Source organism: Neobacillus ginsengisoli, assembly GCF_030813055.1.
This window is the reverse complement of the sequence record NZ_JAUSTW010000008.1, coordinates 226,488-250,301: the sequence shown is the minus strand read 5'-3', so window position 1 is coordinate 250,301 and position 23,814 is coordinate 226,488. Positions and strand designations below refer to the sequence as shown.

Annotated in this window: 20 protein-coding genes, 2 pseudogenes and 1 riboswitch; of the genes and pseudogenes, 17 read left to right on the top strand and 5 right to left on the bottom strand. The window is 38.6% G+C overall.

The features are described 5' to 3' along the window. Positions 1-242: 242 nt before the first annotated feature. The 13 genes and pseudogenes from J2S10_RS22055 to J2S10_RS21995 all read left to right on the top strand — a co-directional run. A pseudogene (locus J2S10_RS22055) lies at positions 243-770 on the top strand (amino acid permease); the annotation flags it as partial. Positions 771-887: 117 nt separating this feature from the next. Then, positions 888-990, top strand: a riboswitch (glycine riboswitch). Between the two features lie 254 nt (positions 991-1,244). Next, positions 1,245-2,495 carry a serine hydroxymethyltransferase gene (gene glyA / locus J2S10_RS22050; protein ID WP_307412411.1) on the top strand — a complete coding sequence of 417 codons (1,251 nt, stop codon included), beginning with the start codon at positions 1,245-1,247 and terminating at the stop codon, positions 2,493-2,495. A 17-nt stretch (positions 2,496-2,512) separates the two neighbouring features. Continuing rightward, positions 2,513-3,025, top strand: a complete 513-nt coding sequence (locus J2S10_RS22045; RefSeq protein WP_307412408.1) for a serine dehydratase beta chain — start codon at positions 2,513-2,515, stop codon at positions 3,023-3,025. Next, a complete protein-coding gene (gene sdaAA / locus J2S10_RS22040; protein ID WP_307412406.1) occupies positions 3,025-3,906 on the top strand; it encodes an L-serine ammonia-lyase, iron-sulfur-dependent, subunit alpha in 882 nt (293 codons plus the stop codon). Before J2S10_RS22045 ends, sdaAA begins: the two co-directional genes overlap by 1 nt. A gap of 11 nt (positions 3,907-3,917) precedes the next feature. Further along, entirely contained in the window at positions 3,918-5,030 is a 1,113-nt protein-coding gene (gene gcvT, locus J2S10_RS22035) for a glycine cleavage system aminomethyltransferase GcvT (RefSeq protein WP_307412404.1), read from the top strand. A 128-nt stretch (positions 5,031-5,158) separates the two neighbouring features. Then, on the top strand, positions 5,159-5,557 hold the full coding sequence (gene gcvH, locus J2S10_RS22030) for a glycine cleavage system protein GcvH (RefSeq protein ID WP_307412402.1): 399 nt from the start codon (positions 5,159-5,161) through the stop codon (positions 5,555-5,557). A gap of 1 nt (position 5,558) precedes the next feature. Then, the gene (gene gcvPA, locus J2S10_RS22025; protein WP_307412400.1) at positions 5,559-6,911 is read left to right on the top strand and encodes an aminomethyl-transferring glycine dehydrogenase subunit GcvPA; all 1,353 of its coding nucleotides are present in this window, start codon (positions 5,559-5,561) and stop codon (positions 6,909-6,911) included. Continuing rightward, positions 6,904-8,394, top strand: coding sequence for an aminomethyl-transferring glycine dehydrogenase subunit GcvPB (gcvPB, locus tag J2S10_RS22020; protein WP_307412398.1), 1,491 nt, complete (start codon positions 6,904-6,906; stop codon positions 8,392-8,394). The genes gcvPA and gcvPB overlap by 8 nt, the downstream gene beginning before the upstream one ends. 91 nt (positions 8,395-8,485) lie before the next feature. After that, positions 8,486-9,364: a lipoyl synthase gene (gene lipA / locus J2S10_RS22015; RefSeq protein ID WP_307412396.1), complete on the top strand. Its 879-nt coding sequence runs from the start codon at positions 8,486-8,488 to the stop codon at positions 9,362-9,364. Between the two features lie 41 nt (positions 9,365-9,405). After that, positions 9,406-9,711 (top strand): iron-sulfur cluster biosynthesis family protein, encoded by a 306-nt coding sequence (locus J2S10_RS22010; protein WP_307412394.1) that lies wholly within the window; start codon positions 9,406-9,408, stop codon positions 9,709-9,711. Between the two features lie 109 nt (positions 9,712-9,820). Continuing rightward, complete coding sequence (gene lpdA / locus J2S10_RS22005) at positions 9,821-11,221, top strand: dihydrolipoyl dehydrogenase (protein ID WP_307412392.1); 1,401 nt, start codon at positions 9,821-9,823, stop codon at positions 11,219-11,221. Positions 11,222-11,367: 146 nt separating this feature from the next. Beyond that, positions 11,368-12,237 (top strand): formyltetrahydrofolate deformylase, encoded by an 870-nt coding sequence (gene purU, locus J2S10_RS22000; RefSeq protein WP_307412391.1) that lies wholly within the window; start codon positions 11,368-11,370, stop codon positions 12,235-12,237. A 225-nt stretch (positions 12,238-12,462) separates the two neighbouring features. Continuing rightward, on the top strand, positions 12,463-12,645 hold the full coding sequence (locus J2S10_RS21995; protein ID WP_307412388.1) for a hypothetical protein: 183 nt from the start codon (positions 12,463-12,465) through the stop codon (positions 12,643-12,645). A gap of 196 nt (positions 12,646-12,841) precedes the next feature. Here the strand turns inward: J2S10_RS21995 and J2S10_RS21990 are convergent, their stop codons facing one another. Next, positions 12,842-13,684, bottom strand: coding sequence for a MerR family transcriptional regulator (locus J2S10_RS21990; protein ID WP_307412386.1), 843 nt, complete (start codon positions 13,682-13,684; stop codon positions 12,842-12,844). Between the two features lie 119 nt (positions 13,685-13,803). On the opposite strand from J2S10_RS21990, the gene J2S10_RS21985 reads away from it, so the two are divergent. From J2S10_RS21985 to speB, 4 genes are all read left to right on the top strand, one after another. Further along, on the top strand, positions 13,804-15,192 hold the full coding sequence (locus J2S10_RS21985) for an APC family permease (protein ID WP_307412384.1): 1,389 nt from the start codon (positions 13,804-13,806) through the stop codon (positions 15,190-15,192). A gap of 26 nt (positions 15,193-15,218) precedes the next feature. Then, positions 15,219-16,691: an aldehyde dehydrogenase family protein gene (locus J2S10_RS21980; RefSeq protein WP_307412382.1), complete on the top strand. Its 1,473-nt coding sequence runs from the start codon at positions 15,219-15,221 to the stop codon at positions 16,689-16,691. Between the two features lie 62 nt (positions 16,692-16,753). After that, positions 16,754-17,938 carry an iron-containing alcohol dehydrogenase gene (locus tag J2S10_RS21975; RefSeq protein WP_307412380.1) on the top strand — a complete coding sequence of 395 codons (1,185 nt, stop codon included), beginning with the start codon at positions 16,754-16,756 and terminating at the stop codon, positions 17,936-17,938. A gap of 110 nt (positions 17,939-18,048) precedes the next feature. Next, entirely contained in the window at positions 18,049-19,047 is a 999-nt protein-coding gene (gene speB, locus J2S10_RS21970) for an agmatinase (RefSeq protein WP_307412378.1), read from the top strand. Positions 19,048-19,764: 717 nt separating this feature from the next. Here speB and J2S10_RS21965 read toward each other — a convergent pair. The 4 genes and pseudogenes from J2S10_RS21965 to J2S10_RS21950 all read right to left on the bottom strand — a co-directional run. Beyond that, positions 19,765-20,794, bottom strand: a pseudogene (locus tag J2S10_RS21965) (IS4 family transposase); the annotation flags it as partial. A 278-nt stretch (positions 20,795-21,072) separates the two neighbouring features. Then, positions 21,073-22,224, bottom strand: coding sequence for an SLC13 family permease (locus J2S10_RS21960; protein ID WP_307412463.1), 1,152 nt, complete (start codon positions 22,222-22,224; stop codon positions 21,073-21,075). Between the two features lie 1,084 nt (positions 22,225-23,308). Continuing rightward, a complete protein-coding gene (locus tag J2S10_RS21955; RefSeq protein ID WP_307412376.1) occupies positions 23,309-23,512 on the bottom strand; it encodes a hypothetical protein in 204 nt (67 codons plus the stop codon). A 36-nt stretch (positions 23,513-23,548) separates the two neighbouring features. Next, on the bottom strand, positions 23,549-23,737 hold the full coding sequence (locus J2S10_RS21950; protein ID WP_307412375.1) for a hypothetical protein: 189 nt from the start codon (positions 23,735-23,737) through the stop codon (positions 23,549-23,551). Between the last annotated feature and the right edge of the window lie 77 nt (positions 23,738-23,814).

The window sequence follows — 23,814 nt, the reverse complement described above, 5'->3', positions numbered from 1 at the left end:
TTTCGCCCTCATTTTGTAGTGTAAATATCAATTTTAGTACATAAAAACAGAATAAATAAAAAACTGACTCAAAAGAGTCGTTGGTATTTTTGGATAGGCCTTTTAACTCAAACCTCTTAAATTTCTGATTGCTCGTTGTACTTATCATCCCAACAAAACAACTCTATGATCAACGACCTTTTGAGTCAGCCTCTATTTTTACTAAAATTAACAAAATCATTTAACAGAGTCTTGCATTTGGTGTTGTTCTTACATCTGCAGCTTCAGCATGTAACAGCGCCATTTTCAGCACTAGTCGGATGGTTTATTCCCTTGCCAAAGATAAAAATGCACCTGTACCATTCGCAAAACTTACTTCACGAAAAATACCATCTAATGCTTTGTTCTTTTCAACTGTTGTCATCCTCATTTCCGTAATTTTAAACTATGTCATGCCGGAAGGTGTCTTTACACTAATTACAAGTATTTCTACCGTATGTTTCATTTTTATTTGGGGAATTACGGTCATCAGCCATTTGAAATACCGTAAAGTAAGGCCGGACCTGGCAAAAGTAAATAAATTTAAATTGCCGTTTTACCCAGTTTCCAATTACATAATCCTTGCTTTTCTTGCCTTCGTTCTTGTCGTGCTTGCGCTTGCGGAAGATACTCGTGTTGCGTTATTTGTAACTCCTGTTTGGTTTATTATGCTAATTGCCATTTATAAAATACGGAATCTGAAGGTGAATCAGGCAGATCAAGTGAATCAGGAAAAGATTGCAGAAAATTAACGAAAACTATAAATAGTCTTTATTACCCATTGTTGTTATCGCTTTCAAAAAGTGTATAAAAAAAGCTTGACGTTAATTATCTTAGCGATTATTCTGAAAATAATAAAAAATAAGCGGATGACGGTTGTGGGAGAGTGCATTTTAACACGCCACCGAAGGAGCAAGTTCCAAAAAGACCCTTGGAATAAATCTCTCAGGTAGATGGAACCACAACTGGACGCAACTCTGGAGAGCGCGTATACAATTATGCCACCAAAGGGGAAGGTTCTTTTCGTAAACGGAACTAAACTCTCAGGTAAAAGGACAGAGAAGGGTAGAGCAATCTTTATGCTACCCTTTTCTGTCCTTTTTTGTGTGCAAAAAAAGGAGTGTTTCTATCAATTTACTTGGAAAAAAATCTGCAGTAATTAGGAAAATTAATTCCATGTTTGAAACATCAAGGGGTAGTCTGAACCATTAAAAGGAGGACTAGAAATGGGATTATTACAAAATGATTCAACTATTTTTGAAGCAATTAGGAAAGAACAGGAACGCCAGCATCAAACATTGGAGTTAATTGCATCTGAAAACTTCGTAAGCTTAGATGTGTTAGAAGCAATGGGAAGTGTGATGACGAATAAATATGCGGAAGGCTATCCAGGGAAGCGCTACTATGGCGGATGTGAATATGTTGATATAGCAGAAAAAACCGCGATTGATCGCCTAACACGGCTGTTTGGAGCTAAATATGCAAATGTTCAGCCACACTCAGGTGCACAAGCAAATTTTGCTGTATTTTACGCATTGCTACAGCCTGGTGATAAGGTCATGGGGATGAACCTTTCACATGGAGGCCATTTAACTCACGGAAGCCCTGTCAGCGTTTCAGGAAAATGGTTTGAAATTGTGTCCTATGGTGTGAGAGAGGATACTCAATTGATTGATTATGATGAACTAGAAGAAATTGCAAAAAGGGAAAAACCAAATTTGATTATTGCAGGGGCAAGCGCTTACCCAAGAAAGATTGATTTTGAACGCTTTAGACAAATTGCTGATCAAGTTGGCGCAAAATTCATGGTAGATATGGCGCATATTGCTGGACTTGTTGCAGCTGGACTTCATCCCTCTCCAATACCATATGCTGACGTTGTTACGAGCACCACGCATAAAACGTTGAGAGGACCGCGCGGTGGAATTATTTTAACCAATGATGAAGACATCATAAAAGCCATTAATAAATCGGTGTTCCCAGGAATTCAAGGTGGGCCGCTCATGCATATAATTGCAGCTAAAGCTGTTGCTTTTAATGAAGCATTGCAGCCAACCTTTAAGGAATATGCAAAACAAGTCATTGAAAATGCAGCAACCCTTGGCGAAACATTAAAAAATGAAGGTGCTGCCCTTGTTTCTGGGGGAACAGATAATCATATTGTTCTTTTAGATTTACGTCCGTGGAATTTAACAGGAAAAGAAGCAGAGAAATTATTAGAAGAAGCAGGCATTACCGTAAATAAAAATACAATTCCATATGACCCAGAAAAACCGTTTGTTACGAGCGGTATCCGGATGGGAACAGCAGCTTTAACCACACGTGGAATGAAGCATGAAGAAATGGTGAAAATTGGGAAAATTATTGCAGCTGTTCTGAAGAGTAAAGGGGACAAAGTGGTGCTTGAGAAAGCAAAGGAAACAACGAAACCGATTTGTGACGCCTATCCGTTATTTCAACAGGCAATAACAGTGTAAGAAAGGGGCAAATTGCGATGGAATTTCAGAGTTGTTTTGACATTATTGGCCCTATTATGGTGGGACCGTCGAGTTCTCATACAGCCGGAGTCGTATCGATTGGAAAGTTTATTTATGAAATGTTGGGAGATTGTCCTCAAGAAGCAAATATTGTATTTTATGATTCATTTGCCGAAACCTATCAAGGTCATGGAACAGATAAAGCGCTTCTTGGCGGATTACTTGGAATGGATACCGATGATCAGCGTATTAAAAATTCGTTGGAGTTGGCTAAAGAATATGGGATGCAGTACCAATTCGAATTTGCAGAAGAATGTGAGTATTATGACCATCCCAATATAACAATCGTAACAGCAAAGTGCGGTGATTATGTTGTTAAAGTTGGAGGTGTGTCACTCGGCGGCGGGTTATCAAAGATTTTTCTGATTAACGACAAGATGGTCGATATACGCTTGAGTGCAGGCGATGATTTAAAAGCGCTTGCTCGTGATTACCAATCAATCGAGAAAGAATTTATGGAGGCAATTTAATGGAAATTCAGTCCATGAGAGAGCTGATCAAAGCTTGTGAAAAAGAGCAAAAAACAATTGGTGAAATGATGTTGAAGATGGAGACAGAAAAATCAGGAAGAGACAAAGAAATCATTATTGCCATGATGGAAGAGCGTTTAATCAAAATGAAAGAAGCTGTTGACAGAGGGATAAAAGATGACTCCGCTGCACCAAGTGGCATTTCCGGCGGTGATGCCGTGAAAATGTATGATTATATGAATCAAGGAAAAGCACTGTCAGGAAATTATATAAGCAATGCTATGGCCTTTTCATTGGCAACTTCTGAAAATAATGCCCGGATGGGGGTCATTGTAGCGACACCAACTGCCGGGGCAGCCGGCATATTGCCTGGGGTATTGTTTTCTCTTCATAAAAATGACGGTACACCTTTTAAAGATTTAGTGATGGGATTGTTTACAGCAAGTATGCTCGGGTTAGTCATTGCAAACCGTTCCTTCATTTCAGGGGCGGCTGGAGGGTGCCAGGCTGAGGTAGGATCGGCAACAGCCATGGCTGCCGGAACAATCGTTGAGTTAAGAGGAGGCACACCAGAGCAAGCTGTGAATGCCACAGCCATTGCCATGAAGTCACTTTTAGGTCTGGTTTGCGACCCGGTGGCAGGCCTTGTTGAAGTGCCTTGCATTAAACGAAATGTGATTGGGACTTCCATCGCGTTCTCGGCAGCAGATATGGCCCTTGCCGGGATTGAAAGCCAGATTCCTTGTGATGAAGTAATTGGAGCGATGTATAGGATTGGAAAAGATATGCCGAGGACACTCCGAGAAACAGCTCTTGGAGGTCTGGCAACGACAGAAACAGGTAAACAGGTAAAGGAACGGCTGTTTTGCAGGAAATCATAGGAGGGAAATCAATGGGGATTGGAACAGCATTAAAGCAAACACCACTTTTTGAAACTTATAAAAAATATGGCGCGAAAGTCATTGATTTTGGCGGCTGGGCACTGCCAGTGCAATTTTCCAGTATTTTAGATGAGCATGAGGCGGTTCGAACAAAAGCAGGACTTTTTGATGTCTCACATATGGGTGAAGTACTAGTTGAGGGAAAAGATGCCGAGAGCTATATCAACTACCTGGTTACAAACGATGTGACAAAACTTAGCATTCATCAGGCCCAGTATACCGCAATGTGCTATCTAGATGGGGGAACGGTCGATGATTTATTAGTGTATAAATTAGAGGATGAAAAATATTTACTCGTTATAAATGCAGCTAACATCAATAAAGATTTTGAATGGATGAAGCAGCATGCAAAGGGAGATATGAATCTCACAAATATTTCGAATGAAATTGCTCAACTTGCCATCCAAGGTCCAAAGGCGGAAGGTATTTTACAAAAGCTAACTGGAACCGATCTAGCTGAAATTGGCTCATTTAAATTTGCTCAACATGTTAATTTGGACGGGGTTACAGATGTACTCGTATCCCGTACAGGATATACAGGAGAAGAGGGTTTTGAGCTTTATTTATCCGCTGATCAAGCGGAAGTCCTTTGGGAAAAGCTTTTAGAAGCCGGTAGTGAGGACGGCTTAAAACCATGTGGACTTGGTGCTCGGGACACACTTCGTTTAGAAGCACGTCTTGCACTCTATGGTCAAGAACTATTAAGTGATATTAATCCACTCGAAGCCGGAATCGGCTTTGCGGTAAAACTGAAAAAAGAAAGTGATTTTATTGGGAAAGCTTCGCTTATAGCTCAAAAAGAAGCCGGATTAAGACGAAAACTAGTGGGGATTGAAGTCACAGGACGGGGGATTCCACGCCACGGTTATAAGGTTTTTTCAGAAACTGGAGAGGAGATTGGGGTTGTTACATCGGGAACCCAATCACCATCTTTAAAGAAAAGCGTTGGACTTGTTCTACTATCAGCGGAACATGCTGAAGTAGGGACATCGTTAAAAGTAGAAATCCGTAATAAGCTGATTGATGCGGTTGTTGTGAAAACACCATTCTATAAAAGAGGTTAAAAGAGTAATAAGATACTCTGGTAAACTTTCAAACTGGCGGCAGGCAGCACGCCTGATACACAAACATACTAAAAAAATGATTTTAAGATTATTTAATTCTAATTAACAGTTGAAAGGAAGAAAATATAATGACAAAAGCGATCGCAACCTTACTATATAGCAAGGAACACGAGTGGGTTTTACAATTAGAAGGTAATCGAGTCCGGATTGGGATTTCTGATTATGCACAAAAACAGCTGGGAGATATCGTATTTGTTGAAAATCCACAACTAGATGATGAAGTAACAGCGGATGAATCAATGGGAACAATCGAATCGGTTAAAGCAGTTTCTGAAATTTTCGCTCCAGTATCGGGTACAGTAGTTCGAATTAATGAGGAGATAGAAGATGCTCCAGAAACGATTAACGAATATCCGTTTGGAAAAGGCTGGTTAATTGAAGTGGAAATGTCATGTCCAGAAGAGCTGGAATCTCTGTTAAATGAAGATGAGTACCAAGCATTTATTAATGAAGAAGGAGAGGAATAAAATGACGTCCACTTATAGATATCTCCCTGACACGAAACAAGATCAAGAGGAAATGCTCGCTTTTTTAAATATTTCTTCTATCGATGAGTTATTTGAAGATATTCCAGCCGAGATTAGGCTGCAAGGTGAGCTGAATATCCCCAAGGCGGTCCCTGAAGCGCTGCTTTTAAAAAAAATGAATCAGCTTGCTTTCAAAAACAAAAATGCGAATCAGTACCCAACCTTTCTTGGTGCGGGAACTTATGACCACTACATTCCAAGTGTAGTCAATCATATGATTTCCCGTTCTGAATTTTATACTGCTTATACACCATACCAACCGGAAATTAGCCAAGGTGAATTACAGGGGATTTTTGAATTTCAAACCATGGTTTGTGAGATAACAGGAATGGATGTTGCCAACTCCTCCATGTACGATGGTTTTACATCACTTGCAGAAGCGGCGTCACTCGCAGTTGCATCAACAAGACGTTCGAAAGTACTTGTATCAAAGGCTGTTCATCCTGAATCGCGCGCTATCTTAAATACTGTAGCAAGCGGTCAGGGGTATATAGTAGAAGATGTGAATCTTGCTAATGATGTTACTGACTTGGAAAAACTGCAAGAACAAATCGATAAGGGGACTGCCGCTGTCATTGTTCAATATCCTAACTTTTTCGGTTCGATTGAAGATTTGGCAGAAATTAAGAAAATTGCAGCAGCAAACGGAGCACTTTTCATCGTAAGTGCCAATCCGTTGGCACTGGCGCTCTTACAGACTCCTGGTAAGCTTGGAGCAGACATTGTGGTCGGAGATATGCAGCCATTGGGAATCCCGATGTCCTTTGGCGGTCCACACTGTGGTTATTTTGCAGTGAATAAAAAATTCATGCGGAAAATCCCCGGACGTATTGTCGGGCAAACAACAGATGAAAAAGGGCAGCGTGGATTTGTCTTAACTTTGCAAGCCCGCGAACAACATATTCGACGTGATAAAGCATCATCTAATATTTGTTCAAACCAAGCCTTAAACGCTCTTGCTTCTGCTGTTTGTATTAGTGCACTTGGGAAGCAAGGAATTCGGCAAATGGCCCAGCTAAATTTTGAAAAGGCTGATTACATGGCAAATAGTCTGAAAAAGAAAGGCTTTATTATTACGAATCAAGCACCATTCTTTAATGAATTTGTGGTAGAACTTCCTATGCCTGTCAAAGAAGTCAACGCAAAACTGCTTGAGGCGGGAATCATCGGTGGTTTTGACTTACAAAATGATTATGGCTTTGAAAATCAAATACTGATCTCGGTGACCGAGCAAAGGACGAAAGAAGAAATTGACCAATTTATCGAGGTATTGGGGGCTGTTGTAAATGGTTGAGTATAATAATCTGATTTTTGAAATTAGTCGTCAAGGGCGGGTTGGTTCAAGTTTTCCTGAGTCTGACGTTGATAAGGTAGATATAAATGATAAACTTCCAAAACATTTGATTCGTGATATTCCTGCAGAACTCCCGGAAGTTTCTGAGTTGCAACTTGTTCGCCATTACACAGCGCTCTCGAATAAAAATCATGGGATTGATAACGGATTCTATCCTCTTGGTTCTTGTACGATGAAGTATAATCCGAAAATTAATGAAGATGTAGCACGTTTGGAAGGGTTTAGCCGGATTCATCCCTACCAGCCAACCGAAACGGTACAAGGTGCATTAGAGGTTTTATATGAATTACAGGAAGAATTAGCTGTCATTACTGGCATGGATGCAGTGACTTTGCAGCCTTCAGCAGGAGCACAAGGTGAATGGACAGGGTTAATGATGGTTAAAGCCTACCATAAACAAAAAGGTGAAGTGAGAACGAAAGTCCTTGTCCCGGATTCCGCACATGGAACAAACCCTGCAAGTGCATCGGTTGCCGGATACGAAACCATAACAATTCCATCCAATGAGCATGGGTTAGTTGACTTAGAAGAATTAAAGAAACATGTGGATGATAATACAGCAGCACTGATGCTGACAAATCCAAATACGCTCGGGTTGTTTGAAAAAGAAATTGTTGAAATTGCTAAAGTTGTCCATGAAGCGGGCGGATTATTATACTATGACGGTGCAAATGCGAATGCCATTTTAGGAAAAACAACACCGGGTAAGATGGGTTTTGACATCGTGCATTTAAATCTTCATAAGACATTTACGACTCCTCATGGCGGCGGTGGCCCGGGTGCTGGTCCGGTCGGTGTAAAAGAGAAGCTGATTCCGTTTTTACCAGTTCCACGAGTAGTTAAAGAAAATAATCAATATCAGTTGGACTATAATCAGCCCTTATCAATCGGCCGTGTCAAAGGGTATTATGGAAACTTCGGTATTCTATTGCGTGCGTACACTTATATACGGACTATGGGTCCTGAAGGATTACGCCAGGTATCTGAAGGTGCCGTCCTTCATGCGAACTATCTTCGTAAAAAACTAGAGCCTTATTTTGATGCACCATATTCACAAATTTGCAAGCATGAATTTGTTTTATCCGGATCAAGACAGAAAAAGTTGGGGGTAAGAACACTTGATATAGCCAAACGTCTGCTTGATTTTGGGTATCATCCACCAACCATCTACTTCCCGCTAAATGTTGAGGAATGTTTGATGATCGAACCAACAGAAACAGAGTCAAAGGAAACAATGGATGCATTTGCTGATGTGATGATTCAAATTGCCAAAGAGGTAGAAGAAAACCCAGGTATTGTATTAGAAGCACCACATACAACGGTGATTGGCCGATTGGATGAAGTGCAGGCGGCGAGACAACCGATATTGCGTTATACAAAAGAGGCATCGGTAGCGAAAGAAAAAGAAACTGTAAACGTATAAAAGCAGAACTTTCATCTGTGCGGGGGATATACTCTGCACAGATGATTTTCAAGTTAATAGATTTTAAGTTCCGCTCATAGGAGTGAATTAGATGGCCACCGAGTATGTCCGTAAACCAGAATGGCTTAAGATAAAATTAAATACGAATGAGCAGTATACCGGCTTAAAAACGATGATGCGTGAAAAAAGACTTCATACAGTCTGTGAAGAAGCAAAATGTCCGAACATTCATGAATGCTGGGCATCACGAAAGACGGCAACCTTTATGATTTTAGGAAGTGTGTGTACACGGGCCTGTCGATTCTGTGCGGTACAAACAGGGCTTCCGACAGAGCTTGATTGGGAAGAGCCGGAACGTGTGGCAGAATCAGTGGAGCTGATGGGATTAAAGCATGTCGTGATTACTGCTGTTGCCCGTGATGATTTAAAAGATGGAGGAGCCGGGGTTTATGCAGAAACGGTAAGAGCTGTAAGGCGACGTAATCCATTTTGCAGCATTGAAGTCCTTCCGTCTGATATGAATGGTAAATATGAAAATTTAAAAACGTTAATGGATGCAAAGCCGGATATTCTAAATCACAATATTGAGACAGTGAAACGTTTATCACCAAAAATTCGTGCCCGGGCTACATACGAACGTTCCCTTGAGTTTTTGCGACGCGCAAAAGAAATGAATGCTGATATTCCAACAAAATCAAGCATTATGATTGGTCTTGGCGAAGCAAAAGAAGAAATTCTCGAAACGATGGATGATCTTCGCACGAACAATGTGGATATTATGACTATTGGTCAATATTTGCAGCCGACTAAACATCATTTAAAAGTCCAAAAATATTGGAGTCCACAAGAATTTGAAGAACTAAAAATAATCGCCATGTCTAAAGGATTTAGTCATTACGAAGCGGGTCCGCTCGTTCGCTCCTCTTATCATGCAGATGAACAGGTCAATGCAGCAAAAGCGAAAGCATAATTAATGAAAATAGGTGATTGGGAGAAGAGGAGAGGGATCCTATGGAGTTAAAAATGACAGAAGCAGCGATAGACAAACTTAAAGAGCTGATTAAGACTGAAGGGAAAATTCCTCGGATTGATGCAGAGGTAACAGGGGGCTGCGGGATGTCCGTTAAATTTTCAATTGTTTTTGATGAACCGCGGCGAAACGATTTATGTATTGAGAAGGATGGGGTACAGATTAGGCTGGACCGTTTTACAAAACGCTACTTAAATGAAGAAACAGAAATTGATTATCAAGTTCAACATGGTTTTCTAGTCGGAGACAGCTTTATCTCAAGTGCTTGTGCTCTTGAAATGGATTAACGGTATCCAAATGACGTCTAAAAATCCTATGTACATCACTCAGTTTTTATTACTCATAAATCTAAGTATTACTATAGGTATAGTTAATATTTGAAAAGGAGGTTCTAAGATGACGAAAGAATATGATGTGGTTATTATCGGCGGTGGACCAGGAGGCTACGTTGCTGCCATTCGCGCATCTCAATTAGGTTTAAAAGTAGCGGTTGTTGAAAAATGGAAAATCGGCGGAACATGCCTTCATGTCGGGTGTATTCCAACAAAAACCTTATTAAGAAGTGCAGAATTATATGCTCAAACAAAAAATGCGGATCGATATGGTGTTATTGCCCCAGAAGTTGGCCTTGATTTTTCAAAAGTACAGTCTCGGAAAGAAGAAATTAAGAATCATCTTTTTAAAGGTATCCAACATTTAATGCAAAAAGGAAAAATTGATGTTTATGATGGGAAAGGCAGTATCTTGGAGTCAAAAGATGTTTTAGTTGAATTGAACAATAATGGGGGAGAAATCATTGTAAGCCCGCGGAATATTTTAATTGCGACAGGATCCCGGCCAAGAACATTCTATGGATTAGAGGCAGATGAAAAGTATGTGATGACATCAAATGAAGCCCTGGAAATGGAAACACTTCCAAATTCGATTATCATTGTTGGCGGTGGAGTGATTGGAATTGAATGGGCATCGATGCTCGTGGACTTCGGTACACAGGTTACAGTAATCGAATATGCTGATCGTATTTTACCAACAGAAGATAAAGATGTTTCAAAAGAAATCCAGCGCTTACTAAAGAAAAAAGGCGTAAAAATCGTTACTGGAGCAAAAGTGCTCTCGGAAACGCTTGAAAAAGGTGATGGTGTTTCGATAAAGGCAGAGCATAAAGGGAAAGAGACGTCATTTTCTGCAGATAAGCTTTTAGTATCCGTAGGGAGATTGCCAAACACAGAAGGAATTGGGCTTGAGAAAACGGACATTGAACTGAATGGTATTTTTATTAAAACAAATGATTTCTATCAAACAAAAGAACCGAACATTTATGCAATTGGCGATGTCATTGGCGGCTTGCAGCTTGCCCATGTTGCCTCACACGAAGGAATCATTGCTGTTGAACATATTGCAGGACAAGAGCCAGCACCACTTGATCCAACTCTTGTTCCAAAATGTGTATACTGCAGTCCAGAAGTAGCAAGTGTGGGACTTACAGAAGATGAAGCAAAGGAGAAAGGGTATCAAGTAAAAACAGGTAAATTCTCATTCCGTGCGATTGGAAAGGCTCTTGTTTTTGGTGAATCAGATGGATTTGTCAAACTTGTTGTTGAAGAAGGGTCTAATAAGCTTTTAGGAGCACATATGGTTGGACCGCACGTAACCGATATGATTACAGAAGTGGGTCTTGCGCAAGTATTAAATACAACAGCAATGGATATTGCACATACAATTCACCCTCATCCGACATTAGCCGAAGCAATTGGAGAAGCAGCATTGGCAGTTGAAGGTAAGGAAATTCATGCATAATAAAATAAAAATATCCCGCATTTAATAATGTCATCAGTAGAACTCAATTAAAACTAACTTCTTATACGTATTTATTCAAATGATTTTAATACTATATTAAATCATTTAATAATTTTAAGTGCTATCCAAAGAATGGAGGAAGTGCCTTGTATAAAAAAGGAACTGTTAGCCGTGCCAGATTATTAATTTCTTGTCCTGAAAAGCCTGGTATTATTTCCACTGTAACTAATTTTTTATTAGAACATAATGCTAACATTGTACATTTTGACCAACATACAACTGATCCACAAGCAGGTATATTTTTTATGCGGATTGAATTTGATTTGGAAGACTTCGATTCTTCATTTGAAAAGCTTGAACAAGATCTACCTGCCTTGGGCCGGGATTATGCTCTGGACTGGCAGTTAAACAGTAACGAAAAAAGAAAGAGAATGGCCATCTTTGTTTCAAAAATGAATCATTGTATCTTGGAGCTTATTTGGAGATGGAAGTCAAAGGAAATTCCAGTGGAGATTCCAATGGTGATAAGTAATCATGTTGATTTAAAAGAAGAAGTTGAGAGTTACGGAATCCCTTTTTATCATATTCCAATGTCTAAAGAAACAAAGGAACATGCCGAACAAAAAGCATTAGAACTATTGAAAGGGGAAATAGACTTTATTGTCCTGGCGAGATATATGCAAATTCTCTCCCCAAATTTTATTTCTAAGTATCCAAATCAAATCATTAACATCCATCACTCGTTCTTACCAGCATTTGTTGGAGCGAATCCTTATGTGAGAGCCTTTAACCGTGGAGTGAAGTTAATTGGGGCAACTGCACATTATGTAACCAATGATCTAGATGAAGGACCAATTATTGAACAAGACGTACAGAGGATTAATCATCGCTATACAGAAGAGGATTTAAAGATTGCAGGACGTCATGTTGAAAAAAAGGTTCTTGCCGAAGCTGTTTCCTGGCATGTTCATGATAAAGTACTTGTTCATGGTAATAAAACAATTGTATTTGCATGAGTTGATTTCTTAAGGATGTTATCGTGTGAGGAAATCTTTTACATATTGTCACGGAAGTAACCTAGTATTTTTCGCATTTCATAAATGCTTTAAATGTTTCTAACTGTTGATAGATTATAAATGATGGTACTGACTTAAAGATCTCTTCTAGTGGAGATTAGGAAGAAAAAAAGAGGATATTTTCGAAACTTTGTTTTTTAACAATGGTCCTGGGTGGTGAGATTATTGGTAGGAACTTCGCAAACACCAGATGTCGCTAGTATCATGTTATCTATTGTTTGGATATGGAATTTTTTTGACCAAAAACAAAAGCGTACAGTTAACTTCGTTCATATCATGCTGCTTGTTTTTGGACTTGTTATTTTACTTACTTCAATTTATAAATGGGTCAATAGTTTGGCGTTATAGGGTAGGAACTTCGTTTTAAATTGAGAGTCATTTATGCTGTTTAGCCAAAGTATTGCACTCCATATCGTGAGATCTGGATAATTAAAATAAGTTGAATTGTTTCATTTAAACTCTTTTTCTGTATCCTGTATTATTATTCATTTTTAGAATGAAGGCAAATTTAAGCTAACGGGACGAGGTTCCTGTCCCCCCGTCCCTAAATTTGAACTGGAACTTGAATTTCGAATGTAATCTCATTTGGTTTATCTGTGATTGTAATATCGACGTGCATAATTTGCAGCGCATCGCCAGTTATGTGATATCCGGTTTCATCAAGATATTCCAATATCTTACTCAAACTTTCGCTTCGATTCCATAATAATTCCCCGTTATAACGAATACACGCAAATAACCCGGCAGGAACCGTCATTTGACACTGTTTTGGTATTTTTTCTTTATTTTTTGCCACTACAAAAATAATGGATGGTTCTTCAAAGCGTTTCGCTCTAAGATCCGCTTCCTGGATGATAATGCCTAGTCTATTACTAGCCAGAATTGGTGTCTTCTCGGTGAGCATATTCTCTAACCTTATAACACCATAACTGAGTTCCAAATTATTATTTATTTTTTCATTTAAGGTAATTAACTTCCTTCTTCCTATTTCGCGGAAAAACACCGATTGAAGTTCTTTTTCTTTCGCTACATTCTCCAAGTATCCAATTTTCCCCCGAATATTTTCCTCCAAGTCATGTAACTCGTTCAGTTTTGACACAAGTTCCGTATGCTTGGTTTTCAGAATATCCAAGGACTTATTAAAATTACGTTCATTAAAATAATCCTTTATTTCGTCCGTACTCATCCCAAGTTGCCGCAACTCTTTAATGGTCCCTAAAACTTCATATTGAAAAATAGAATAGTAGCGATACCCCGAATCAGGATCGACATATTGCGGTTTGAATAGGTCAATCCGATCATAGTGGCGTAAGGTCTCCGTCGTTACCCCTCGTAACCTCGCTATTTCACCAATGGTTAATTTTTCCTTTATTTTCAGTGAAATCACCCCCCTAAAAAATATAATACACCTATTGACCTTTGTGTAACAACAAGGTTTACAATGAAAATACGAAATCTTCTAAATCATCTAAGAATTAAATTTATTAAAATGGAGGGAGTTGAGTTATGAAACAGAAAGCGCTTGCAAGAACACTTACTTTGTCACAGGTTGTTTTTTTAGGGATTGCATGGAATAACCCCATGGTGTTTTTTAATACCTATGGAATTGCTGTCGTTACCTCAAGAGGTGTTATTACGACTGCATACATTATTGCTTTTCTAGCAATAATTTTTACAGCTCTCAGCTATGGCAAGATGGCGAAAGCCTACCCGATCTCAGGTTCAGCCTATTCCTTTACGCAAAAATCTATTAATTCTGAGGTTGGGTTCATTGTCGGTTGGACGATTATGCTTGATTATATATTAACGCCTATGGTTACCTGCTTGATGTCCACTGTCTTTTTAAGTGCTGTATTTCCTGGAATCCCGCATTATGTGTGGGTAATTGTGTTGACTGCAAGCATAGTATCTCCGAGCATACTAGGTGTGGAGATATCAGCAATAACTAGTAAAATTTTTGTTATTGCTCAAGTCATTTTTGTTTGCCTTTTCTGGATATTATCCTTCAAAAGTTTATCAGAAGGAGTAGGGACGGGTAGTCTTTTCTCAATTAAGCCATTGTTTGATGCAAATGTTTCCATGTCCGATATTTTGGCAGGTGCTACCATTCTTTGTTTTAGTTTTCTTGGCTTTGACTCACTCACCACTTTATCAGAGGAAACAATCAATCCCGAAAAAACGATTCCAAGAGCCATTATTATCATGCTATTGTTTATCGGAGTTTTGTATATTGGCTCATCTTACTTAGCACAATTGGTGAATCCGGGCATTTCATTCAAACATGCTGATTCTGCAGCCCTTGAAATTGCAGTGCTTGTCGGAGGAAATTTATTTAAGTCCATTTTTATTACAGCAGTGATTATTGGTAATTTCTCTTCAGGAATCGCTTCAATCACAAGCGCATCGCGAGTGTTATATGCGATGGGACGAGATTCCGTATTACCCAAAAATATATTTGGATACATTCATCCTAAATTTAAAACACCGTCACTTGGCATTATTGTGATTGGCGCAGTTTCTTTACTCGCAATTCTATTAACCCTAGAACAAGTTATTAAGTTTATCAATTTTGGAGCGTTAATTGCATTTACATCTGTAAATCTATCTGTTATCGCCCATTATTTTATCAGAAATCATAAGCGTTCTTTTATGGATTGCATTCGGTACCTATTATTACCACTCATTGGCGCAGCGTTTACGATATGGTTATGGTCGCATTTAGAAATGGATGCGTTGATTCTCGGGGGCATCTGGATGGCATGCGGCTTGATTTATCTTGTCTATATGACGAAATGGTTCCGCCAACCACTTCCTGAGTTTCATTTTGATAAAGAAATGATTCCACAAAATGTCCAAGACATTGATCGAGAGGTTATCCCTCAACATGTAAGGTAAAAATAACAAACTGGAGGTTTGTAAAAATGCTGAAGTTGAAAATGTTTATTAATGGTGAATGGATGGATTCATTAAGAGGAGATAAGAGTCATGTTGTGAATCCTGCAATCGGTAAAATCATGGCTGAGGCTCCGCAGGGAAGTAGAGAAGAAGCCCAAATGGCGATTAATGCAGCACGAACAGCTTTTGACTCCGGAATTTGGTCAGACTTACCGGCATCTGAACGTGCAACCTACTTATTTAAAATAGCGGATAAGATTGAAGAAAAGGCAGCCGAGCTTAGCAAACTTGAAACAGAGAATACGGGAAAACCCCTTAAAGAATCAGAGTTTGATATTGCTGATACCGTGAATTGCTTTCGATACTATGCTGGGTTAGTGACAAAGCCAAATGGGCAAACGTATTCTGTTGCCGATCCTGTACAAGCCATGGTTATTCGGGAACCTGTCGGTGTATGCGGACTTATTGCTCCATGGAATTTTCCATTGTTGACGGGAGCATGGAAAATAGCCCCTGCGCTTGCTGCGGGAAATACACTTGTATTTAAACCAGCTGAAATCACTCCGGTCACCACTTACAAATTATTTGAGATCATGGAAGAAGTGGGGATACCAGCTGGTGTTGCAAATCTAGTTTTAGGAGGTGGTTCAACAGTAGGAAATGAAATAGCGGAAAGCCAAAAGGTGGATCTGATTTCTTTTACAGGTAGTACAGCAACGGGTAGAAGCATCATGAATTCAGCAACAGGAAATATTAAAAACATTTCACTCGAACTAGGCGGCAAGTCGCCAAATATTGTTTTCGCTGACGCAGATTTTGAGACAGCCATCGATTATACTTTGAATGGAATTTTTACCAATGCCGGCCAAGTATGTAATGCGGGATCCCGTTTACTGTTAGAAGAGAGTATTCATGATAAATTCATTGCTAGATTGGTAGAAAGAGCGAAAAAGATTCAGGTTGGCCCTGGGGATGATTCGTCTACCGAGATGGGTCCGCTTGTAAGTGAAGGCCATTTGAAGAAGATCCTTGAATATATTCAAATTGGCTTAGACGAAGGGGCTACATTAGCTTGCGGTGGCAACCGTATTACAAGCAACGGGCTTGAAAATGGTTATTTCTTTGAGCCAACAATATTTGTTGACACCAGACCTGACATGAGAATTGTTCAGGAAGAAATTTTTGGACCAGTTCTTGTCGTTCAAAAGTTTAAAGATGAGGCGGAAGCAATCCAGCTGGCAAATGATACTTCATACGGGCTTGCAGCAGGTGTTTTTTCACAAGATGGCGCCAAAGCTTTGAGGGTTATTAAAAAAGTAAGAGCCGGAATTACCTATGTTAATGCTTATAACCTCGCCTATAATGAAGCACCGTGGGGAGGTTATAAGCAGAGCGGGATTGGCCGCGGGTTAGGAACCTTTGGTTTGGATACGTTTACTGAGGTAAAACAAATCAATATTAATTTAGATGTTAAGCCAACTGAATGGTTTAGCAATTAATTAAATATAGAAAATATCGACATTAAATTCAAAATATTCAAAAAATAAAGGAGGAATTCATTATGTTATGGGACTTTCATTTTAATCTGCCTACCTCTATAGAGTTTGGGAATGGAAAAGTAAAGAATATTGGGAAAAGGGCTAAAGAATTAGGTGGAAATAAAGCCCTAATTATTACCGATAAAGGACTTGCACAAACAGGAATTTTGGAAAAAATCACACAGTCATTAGATCAAGAAGGTGTAAATTATATTGTTTATGATGAAATATCACCTAATCCAAAAGATGTAGATTGTGAGAGTGCTTATCAACAGTTTAAAAACGAGAACATCGATCTTTTAATTGGTCTCGGCGGCGGAAGTTCAATGGATACAGCCAAAGCAATTGGGACACTTTTTACACATGGAGGAGAGCTAAGAGAACGTTACGGCGTAAATTTACTAGAACGAGAAATCCCTCCACTAATTTGTATTCCGACAACTTCAGGTACCGGTAGTGAAGTTACAAGAGGTTCTGTCATTACCGATACCGTGACGAAACAGAAGGATGCGATACTAGATTTGAAAATCGCTCCTAAACTGGCACTTGTCGATCCTGAATTGACGTTAACATTACCTAAATCGATTACAGCAGCTACAGGAATGGATGCACTCACACATGCAATTGAAGCTTATACCTGCAAAGTTGCTCAACCACTTTCAGATGCTTTGGGACTATATGCCATTGAATTAATAGCCAAATACCTTCCATTAGCAGTAGAAAATGGGCATGATTTAGAGGCTAGGAAAAATATGCTTTTGGGCAGTTTAGTTGCAGGTATCGCCTTTGATAACACGGATCTTGGGGCTGTACATGCGATGGCCGAACCACTTGGAGGACTCTATGATACTCCACATGGAGTGGCGAATTCTATTTTTCTTCCACATGTATTTGAATTTAATATTCCTTCAAATCCAGAAAAGCACGCCATGGTAGCAATCAAGCTTGGGGCAAATCCTGAAGGAAAAACAGTTGAAGAAACGGCGTACGAAGGTGTTGTGTTGTTAAAAGAGCTGGCAAATAAAATCGGTATTCCTATCTTCCGAGATTTAGGCAATGTAAATCCAAAAGACTTCTCTTTCCTAGCCGAAGGAGCCTTTAAACATTTGTGTACACAGGCGAATTCAAGAGATTTGACAAAAGAAGACTATCTGAATTTATTTCAAAAGACTTATGAGGTGAAAACCACAACTTTAATTGAAAATTAATTGTGTATATAGAAGCAAAATTTAAAATCCTTGGTTAAGAACTTGCCCACCGGCAGAAAACCTTACATTAGGAAAAAGTGAGGATGAAAATCTAGAAGGAGGCAGCATGAATGTCTAATCGTGATGAAAAACAGTTTTTAAATTTACCTTTTACAGGCATTTGTACTTTTGGAAAATACCCAATGTGTGCGAACCTGAACCAGCTTGACGCAGATGTAGCGGTCATCGGGGTGCCAAATGACATGGGTACACAATGGAAATCAGGAGCAAGAATGGGCCCTAGAGGAATCCGCGAAGGTTCTACATTATATAGTTTCGGTCTGGATGGTGCTTATGATATTGAAAACGATATTATGTATCTTGGGCCTGAATGGAAAGTCGTCGACTGCGGTGATGTAGACATGGTACACGGGGATATTATGCAGTGCCATGAGAATACAGAAGAAGCAATCCGAAAAATTATTTCCAAAGGTGCTATGCCGGTTGTATTAGGCGGCGATCATTCCATCACAGCAGCAGTTGGAAAAGGACTTAAAGACATAGGTCCGTTTCATGTGATTCAAATTGATGCTCATTTAGACTGGGCGGATCATCGCTCAGGAATGCGGTATGGTCACGGAAATTGCATTCGCCGCTTATCTGAGCTGGAACATGTTCAGAAAATATTTCAGTTTGGCATTCGCGGGATCAGCAGCAGCAAAAAAGAAGACGTCGAAGCAGCAAGAACATACGGCAGCGTGATCCTATCACCGCGTCAGATGAAAAAGATGGGACTTAAGGAAGTGCTGGAGCTAATTCCTGCGGGCGAAAAATATTATGTAACGATTGATATTGACGGAATCGATCCGTCAATTGCGCCTGGAACAGGTACACCTTCTCCAGGCGGCCTCCTCTACGATGAGGTTAATGAATTGCTTGAAGGGATTTCCAAAAGAGGAGAAGTCATCGGGTTTGATTTAGTAGAAGTTGCCCCTCCGTATGATCCAACAGGCATGACCGGACAAGTAGCAGCCCGTATTGTACTAGACTTACTCAGCTATGTATTAAAAGAAAAAGAGAAAAAAGAGAATAAAAAATATGGAAAAGAAAAAGAAGAAATGCTTTTTTAACTGGGATTGGTTCCTACTGGGACGAATGGATGTTAATAAAAAGAGAGGAACGCAAAGCGTTCCTCTCTTTATTTCTATAGACTCTAACCTGTGATTAAATTAATACTTAGTTATTGGCTTTATCTTAACAAAGCGTACGGTTACACCCTTGAAGAATATATAAAAGAAATGAAGATTAAAGGAAAGCGAAAACAACAAAACGCAATAAAGCTAGCAAAAACAAAAGGTGAGGAATATTTTACTCCTCATCGAATCCAAAAGATGCAAAATGCCTGGAATGCATCCTCTTGATAAACATTGTAACATTTGGTAAGCCGTATGCCTTAATAGGGCACGTATGGTTTGATAAGGGGGAAGCCTCGAAAGAGGTTTCCCTACTTTATTCGTTTCACTAAACCAGTTAATAGAAGGTCTACTGTTATTCCATTAAAAGGGTGCATTGGTTCAACAAGATATAGTAATTAAGGTCTTCAACAATCGGGCGCTTTTCTGGAGTAACTAAAAAAGCCCGATTTCTCAATTTAATGCTGAGAAATTGGGCTTTTTAATATTGTAATTTTCTTAACGTTGTAAATCCGCGTTTTGCTGGTAGTACCCCATGCCCATCAAGCTAACGCTGATGTATGGTTAGAGTAGAGCTATTTCTATAAGACAACCATCCACGTTACTGAAAAAAAGGCATGCCAAATAATCCTGAAACAGGCTATTTTTTAAAAATTACGCTGCCTTCTTTTGGCACGTGGTATACTGATAGACAACACCCAAAATATCAAAGACTGTTTTTTTCTCGTATCGGTGAGATTTTCGCCCGTTTTTCTGTAGGAGGGCAAACAGGTGAAACAGGACCTTTGATAGCTCTTGGGTGCCTTTTTGTATCGATTGAAACAGTAATACAAAATAATCTTTAATGACATAAATGGCTTTATATTCGCTGAGTTCTTGTTTTTTCTTGGTGAGAAGTAGCTGCCGCATTTGAAACATGGTGGAAGAACAAAGGAGGATGGCAATTAGTTGACCATAGAGATGACATTCTAATCGCTCTTTTTTAATCTCTTTACAATGATCGATTTCAAAGAAGAATTTCCATGTTTTAAAGAGTAATTCGATTTGCCAACGTAATGAGTAAAGATCGTACGTGTTCCGTTGGAACATCTTCGGGTGATGCATTGGTTATGTATATATTCATCGCACTGAGTCGTTTACTCCGTTCCTTCATAATAATCCCTTTCTTTTTCTCCTTTAACTCTTGATTTTTCCACCGTTTTCTGGTTTGTTCTTCTGTCAGTCGATGGATAATGACTCTAGCTGGCAACTTCTGATACTGTCCAATGTAAACGTCAGAGATCTCATTGGTTTGCCCCGGTTTTAATTGATTCATAACCTCTTCCAAATCCAATAGAATATACTCTGTTTGCTTTTTGACCGTTCCATTTTTGAAGTATTCAGGTTCAGGATTCTTCAGAAAAATTCGAGTGTTTAATTTTAAGCGAGAGATATAATAGGCTTCGTTCTCATCCATTTGATGGAGATCATTCAGGTCGAAATAACCTAAATCACGTATACATAAATCACCGGGTTGTACTGTTTGTAAGCAAGTAGAACCGTAGGTTCGATCATTTTGTTTACCTGGTCCTGAATGAATGTGCATAAATTGGCCACTAAGAAGATCATATTCTAATTGAATTTTGACACCAGCTGTATGGCTACTCCCTCCAGATCCTTGGTAAGTTGAGGCAAACACATCTGGAAAGTTCGTTGCAATTCCTGAGAAAACAGAGTAAGTTCATTTAAAACCTCACTACACATAAAAAACACATCCTTTCCATGATATTACAGAAAGAATAACGTTTTTTTCGTTTGGGAGATAATGATTTGCCTTAGCTAGATAGGCATGGGGCGGTACCCCTATAGGCATATGTTAAGGCAAATCCAATAAAAAAAACCCAATTTCTCAGTATTAAAATTTGAGAAATTGGGTTTTTTATATTGGTAGGACCCAAAATTGTTTAAACCTATTACTTTGTATTAAAAGAAATTTTGATTTTTCATCGTAAAATAATAAACAAGAGTTAAAATAGCTAAAATCGAAAAGTTATAAAAGCTAAACCTTATAAGGTACATTTTACTTTTTTGTGGATCTCTCTTAATAAAAAGTTTAAATGAAATTACACTTGCGAGGGAAGCAACAATCGTACCAAGTCCACCTAAATTCACACCTACTAATAAAGGCTGCCAATTCACGGAGAATTTTGATAAAAAGATCGCAGCTGGTACATTGCTTATCAGTTGGCTTAAAATTATGGAACTGAAAAAGATAGATGTAGGACTTTTGAGATTTTCGCTTGCAAATGTGTGCACTACCTTTAATTCCGATATGTTTCCTATAAATATAAAAAAACATATAAAAGTAATAAGCAATAAATAATCAATTTTCTTCAATAATTTTATATCAAGTATACATGCGGTTCCCAATGCGATGATGAACGCAAGTTTGTAGCTTAAAACCCCTAGTATGGATGCAGATATGATGCCAAATAGAATTCCCCATACTGTTGCCTTTTTTTTATTTTTTATAGGAATATACGGAAGTTCCATTTCCAGTGTTTTACTATTCAATCTTTGATTAAGAAAGAATAACAGAATAATTCCAAGAACCACTAATAGAAGGATTGTTGTAAAAAATTGTATGGGCCTTATTCCGTAGTTAGTAAATATGAAAAGATTTTGAGGATTGCCCATAGGAGTTAGGCTGCTTCCGATGTTAGCCGCAATTGTCTCTAGTATAATAGTATCTAACATAGAAGTTTGTATAATCTTACTAATTATAAGTGTTAATGGTACAAATGTTATTAATGCCACATCATTCGTTACAAGCATGGAACTAAAAAAGCATAATAAAATTAGGATTGCTGAAACACTTTTACTATTATGACATTTACTCAGTATAGCAATGGCGAACTTATCCAATAGTTTAAGATCTTCCAGAGCCTTAACTACGAGCATAAGATTAAATAAACTGACTAATACTTTAAAATTAATATATTCTAGTTTTGGTGCATGGAATAAACAGCTTACGATTGCTAACAAGATTGATATGGTAAATACAATGTCTTTTTTTAAAATTCCAAATTTCAAGTTAACTTTTTTTTCGTTCTTCACATAAATATATTCTTTCATCAATCCCCCTCCAGTACTATCTATTCTACTACATTCCCCAGTTTCTTGCATTTGAAACCTCAATTCACCCGAAAAACACCATACTTTCCATGAAATTACAGAAAAAATAACGTTTTTTATGTGTCCCGAGGTTTCAAATGAACTTACTCTCTTTTCTCAGGAATTACAACGATCTTTGCCCCCATAAGCTCTCCAACTTGTCATTGGTAAAATGGAATCAAACATGGCTGGTTCCCCCCTTGCAAAGTAATCTTTCAGAAACTTTAATTTCAAAACAGATAAAACTTAATTTTACTTTCCTGTACAACTACTCCGTTTAAGCCACATACATTATTTCGGAATGTCATACATTGATTAAAAGCGTACTTTGCGACAAGGGTTAAGCATATCCTGCATGAAATATTAGACATTAACTTGGCAACATTATTACAACCCTTTGTTATTTTTGAACTTGAGCCCTGAAAAAGTCTTAAATGATAAGGACGTGATAGGAATGAGCAGAGAAAAGAAGTTCATCCGACGGGGAAAGGAACCCGAACTGACTGGACCGGCTACGCCAGGAATCGTGTCGCTTGCTTCGCTGCTCCCAATGATTGAAAGAGTGCTGTGAATCGAGGCCCTTGATCACCTGATAGTGAATGCCGATGCCGAATTGAAAAGTGGCGTAACTTTTGGAAGACCGAAATCTATTATTACAGAAGAGTTTAAACAAGCTTATCATCGATGGAAATGGGGAGAGGTGACAGCTGTGAAGGCGATGAAAGAAATAGGAGTTAAAAAGACAACATTTTATAAGTTAGTTAATGAGTATGAAAAAAATTGAAAAGTACCATATATATAAAATAGAAAGAAAAGCCTTTGCTTAACGAAAGCAAAAGCTTCTATTAATAGGGAATATTTTATCATTATTACAAGTTTATAAATTTATAAACTACTTACCATCAAATATTTTGACTTAACATAAGAAGTGTAGCTTATTTTCTTTTTTGTTATTGATATATCATATAGTCCAGAAATTGTCGGTATCAGTTGCCCCCGAATTGACGAAATTAATGTCCAGACACATATTGAAAAAAGGGGAGAATCACGATAATTCTCCCTCAATGGCCAGTTTGACCATGTGATCATCAATTATGCGAAATCCATTCTGTGCTCCATATAATAAACAATGAGTACATAACTTATTTATGGGCCTTGCGGCGCCCCCTGAAAAACGATGAATTTCTTCTAAAGCTCCGTCAGAAAAGACTTGCTGGTCTACTCCTGCATAATGAAGGTGCTTTGCCAAATACTCACCAACCTGAGTACGATATTAATGTCCCAATCAGAACTGAATGTCGATTCTTTGACGTTTCGCTGCGAATGATTGGAGTTTTAGACGATCCCATAATTCACTTTGCCCAACAAGAATATGGGATAATGAGAGTACTTGAAATTTTCCCTTATCAAGTCGATCTCCAAACCTTCGAATAGTGGTTGTTTTGCCTGTACCACAATCATCGGTTAAAACCATAAACAACTATCTTTCTTGCACTATAGGAGAATCACACTTCAAGATCCATAGTAATAATTTTTTGGCTTATCCTTTAC